Annotated in this window: 2 protein-coding genes and 1 pseudogene; all 3 read right to left on the bottom strand. The window is 70.1% G+C overall.

Translation table 11 applies throughout. The features are described 5' to 3' along the window. Window positions 1-46: 46 nt before the first annotated feature. The gene (locus L978_RS17025) at window positions 47-1,513 is read right to left on the bottom strand and encodes a catalase (RefSeq protein WP_047524506.1); all 1,467 of its coding nucleotides are present in this window, start codon (window positions 1,511-1,513) and stop codon (window positions 47-49) included. Window positions 1,514-1,579: 66 nt separating this feature from the next. Beyond that, window positions 1,580-1,999, bottom strand: a complete 420-nt coding sequence (locus L978_RS17020; RefSeq protein WP_047524503.1) for a Fur family transcriptional regulator — start codon at window positions 1,997-1,999, stop codon at window positions 1,580-1,582. 59 nt (window positions 2,000-2,058) lie between these two features. After that, a pseudogene (locus L978_RS19030) lies at window positions 2,059-3,122 on the bottom strand (hypothetical protein); the annotation flags it as partial.

Below are 3,122 nucleotides of genomic sequence, written 5' to 3'. Positions count from 1 at the left end.
GGGGCCTCGACCCAAAGGGGAGGGAGGAGGGGGAGGGGGACGGGGGTCAGACCTGCGCGCGCAGCGCCTCACCCAGTCCCGCGTCGACGTTCGTCCAGTACTGGAAGAAGCGCTCGCGGATGCCGTCGACCGTGATCGAACGACCCTGGCCGGTCAGTGTCTCCAGGAACCGGGCCCGCTGCACGTCGTCGAATACCTCGCGGTAGAGCGTGCCGGCCTGGCCGAAGTCGTCGTCCTCGGCGTGCAGCGTCGCGGCGGAGCGGATCAGCTCGCCGTCGGACTCCCAGCTCGCCTCGACGCCTGCTGCCGGATCGGCCTCGGGCCCGCCGGCCGCACCGTAGGAGTTCGGCGTGTAGGTGCGGTGCTCGGCCGGGTTGAACCGGTACTGCATCTGGCCTTCGTGCATGTAGTTGCGCACCTCGGCCGCGTGCGGCTGGTTGACCGGCAGCTGGTTGTAGTTCGCGCCGATGCGGTGGCGCTGCGCGTCGGAGTACGAGAACACCCGTGCCATCAGCATCTTGTCGGGCGAGATCCCCGTGCCGGGCACCTGGTTCCCGGGCGAGAACGCGGCCTGCTCGATCTCGGCGAAGAAGTTCTGCGGGTTGCGGTTCAGCGTGAACGTGCCCACCTTGATGCGCGGGTAGTCCTTCTTCGACCAGGTCTTCGTGAGGTCGAACGGGTTGAACCGGTAGGCCTTGGCCTCGTCGTACGGCATGATCTGCACGTACACGTCCCACGAGGGGTGGTCGCCCCGGCTGATCGCATCGAAGAGGTCACGGCGGTAGTAGTCGGCGTCCGACCCGGCGAGCTTCTCGGCCTCGTCGGCCTCCATGGTCTCGAAGCCCAGGGTGGAGAGGAAGTGGTACTGCACCCAGAAGCGCTCTCCGGCCGCGTTCACCCACTGGTACGTGTGCGAGCCGTAGCCGTTCATGTGCCGCCAGCTGCGCGGGAGGCCCCGGTCGCCCATGAGGTACGTGACCTGGTGGGCGGTCTCGGGCGAGAGCGTCCAGAAGTCCCACTGCATGTCGGCGTCGCGGAGTCCGGAGTCGCCCAGACGCTTCTGCGAGTGGATGAAGTCGGGGAACTTCATCGCGTCGCGCAGGAAGAACGTCGGGGTGTTGTTGCCGACGATGTCGAGGTTGCCCTCGGTCGAGTAGAAGCGCAGCGAGAAGCCGCGCACATCGCGCCAGGTGTCGGGGGAGCCCTGTTCACCGGCCACCGAGGAGAAGCGCAGGAGCGTCTCGCTCTCCGCTCCGGGCTGGAACACGGCTGCCCGGGTGTACGCCGACACGTCTTCCGTGACGACGAAGGTGCCGAAGGCGCCGCCGCCCTTGGCGTGCGGGTTGCGCTCCGGCACCCGCTCGCGGTTGAAGGAGGCGAGCTTCTCGACCAGATAGCGGTCGTGGAGGACCGTGGGACCGTCGGCCCCGACCGTCAGGGAGTGCGCGTCGCTGGCGACCGGTGTGCCGGTCTGCGTCGTGGTGGCGGGTTTCGGGGTGGCAGGGTTCGTCATGGTGTTCTCCTTCTGCGCGCTGGCGCGGCGAATGCCCCATCCGTTGAGGGGAGGATCGCCGGGGACCTACGCGGCGTTCTGGCAGCTGGGGCAGACGCCCCAGAAGGTGACTTCGGCTGTCTGGACGGTGAATCCCGCCGCGGAGGACGGGGTGAGACACGGCGCGTCGCCGACCACGCAGTCCACATCGCCGACCGCACCGCAAGAGGTGCAGACGACGTGGTGGTGGTTGTCGCCGATACGCCGCTCATAGAGCGCCGCGGAACCTGCCGGTTCGATCCGACGGATGAGGCCCGCCGTCGTCAGGTCCGCGAGGATGTTGTGCACCGACTGGATCGACGTGGTCGGGAGCACGACGGACACGGCGCGGTAGAGCCGCTCCGCATCCGTATGGGCCATGGAGTCGAGAGCTTCGAGAACGGCGACGCGGCCCGCGGTCGACCGTAGCCCGGCGCCGTGAAGCACCGAGTCGAATTCTGTCTCCATGTCCCCGAGCCTAGCCGTTCTTTTGAGTGATTCAAAAGAACGGCGTGTCGGCGCCCGATTCAGCGGGTGACGGTGAAGCCTCCGCCGTGAACACGCACCTTGCCGTGACCGGCCGCCGGTCCGCGCTGGCTGCCGTCGGCGTCGTAGGAGCGTCCGGAACCCGGGGCCAGGGGAGCGACCTGCTGCGTGCGACCGGTCGCCTCGGTGTAGAGCACGGCCGGGCGTCCGGTCGTCGAGTACACCGCGCTCGCCACCCGCGGCTGGATCAGAAGCGCGTCGAGCCGGACGTCGCCGCGACTCGTGCACCGCACGGTCACCGGAGCATCCGGCAGATCGCCGCCGAGTCGTTGCGGTACCAGCATCCCCTCCGCCTCGGTGAGCCCGGGGTCGCCGGTACCTCCGGCGGGTGTCCGTGTCGTCCAGAGGCGACGTCGACCGCGGAAGGCCTCCCACACCGCCTCGCCTGCCTGCGCGGCCTGACGCCAGACGACACCGTGCAGGACGGCGTCGGCTTCCGTCACGTCGAATTCGACCCACTCGCCCTTCGGCAGGTGCACGAAGGATCCGCCGGACAGGTTCCCCTCGCCGATCCACGCGCCCGTCTCGGGGGTCACGACCACGGCGCCGGGCGACCGCCGCGCTGCCTCGGCCTCCAGGACCCGCAGCCCCGAGAACGAGGCGAGGCCGGTGATCGAGGTCGCGAGGTCGGCCACATCGCGGTTGGCGTCGAGCAGGAGCATCGTGAGCAGCCCGTGGATCGTCGACTCGGCGCCGGAGTTGCGATTCACCCGCCCGTCGGTCTCCACCCCGTCGAAGGTCACGCCCGTCGCCGGGTCGTACACCGGAACCCCCGCCGTGTTCGCGCCGAAGAACCACCCGGCGGCGAGACCCGCGAGCACGCGCAGCCCGTCGCCGCCGACGGCCGCCGCTTGCAGAGCTCCCGCGACGCGGCCGTGGGCACCGTAGGCGATCTGGGCCTCGGCCGGCAGAGGTGCCCAGGCGTTGTGCGGACCCCCGCACGTGAGCACCTGCGGGGTGAAGCGCCCCGCATCCGCGATGGCGGCGGCGGACCACTCCCGCCGCCGGAGCAGTGCCCCGCCGCGGGCCAGCGCCTCGGGTGCCG

It is taken from the genome of Microbacterium sp. ZOR0019, from assembly GCF_000800925.1.
In the GTDB taxonomy this organism is placed as follows: domain Bacteria; phylum Actinomycetota; class Actinomycetes; order Actinomycetales; family Microbacteriaceae; genus Microbacterium; species Microbacterium aurugineum.
This window is presented reverse-complemented; position numbering and strand designations above follow the sequence as displayed.